Source organism: Streptomyces aurantiogriseus, from assembly GCF_014649375.1.
Classification (GTDB): Bacteria; Actinomycetota; Actinomycetes; order Streptomycetales; family Streptomycetaceae; genus Streptomyces; species Streptomyces aurantiogriseus.
Genome location: NZ_BMSX01000087.1, coordinates 1 through 532 on the forward strand (window position 1 = coordinate 1; position 532 = coordinate 532).

Sequence of the window (532 nt, forward strand, 5' to 3'; positions counted from 1 at the left end):
AGTGGCCGGCTGGAGTTCATCCTGGCCGACGCCGCACCGGCATTGCTGCTGACCGACCGTGAGACGGCGGGTTCGCTCCCCGACGCGGACGTGCCGGTGTTGCTGCTGGACGAGGTCGAACTTCCGGAGACGGCACGCGCGTTGCCCGCGGTGGACGCTGCTCAGGCGGCGTATGTGATGTTCACGTCGGGGTCGACGGGGCGGCCGAAGGGTGTGGTGGTCACGCACCGGGGTGTGGTGAACGGTCTGGCGGGGCTGGCTGATCGGGTCGGGATCGGTGTGGGTTCGCGGGTGCTGGCGGGGACGTCGGTGAATTTCGATGTGTCGGTGTTCGAGATCTTCACGGCGTTGGTGGAGGGCGGCACGGTCGAGGTGGTGCGGGATGTGTTGGTGGTGGGGGAGCGGGGTGGCTGGTCGGGTGGTGTGATCAGCACGGTTCCGTCGGTGTTCGCCGAGGTGCTGGAGCAGGTGGTGGGGAGGGTGTCGGCGGATGTGGTGGTGTTCGCGGGTGAGGCGTTGCCGGGTGGGTTGG

General features: G+C 68.6%; 1 protein-coding gene. It reads left to right on the forward strand.

What is annotated here, in order from left to right:
• Positions 1 to 42 precede the first annotated feature (42 nt).
• Positions 43 to 532 (forward strand): AMP-binding protein (locus tag IE263_RS48095; protein WP_229911599.1); only part of this gene is annotated, 490 nt, incomplete at its 3' end.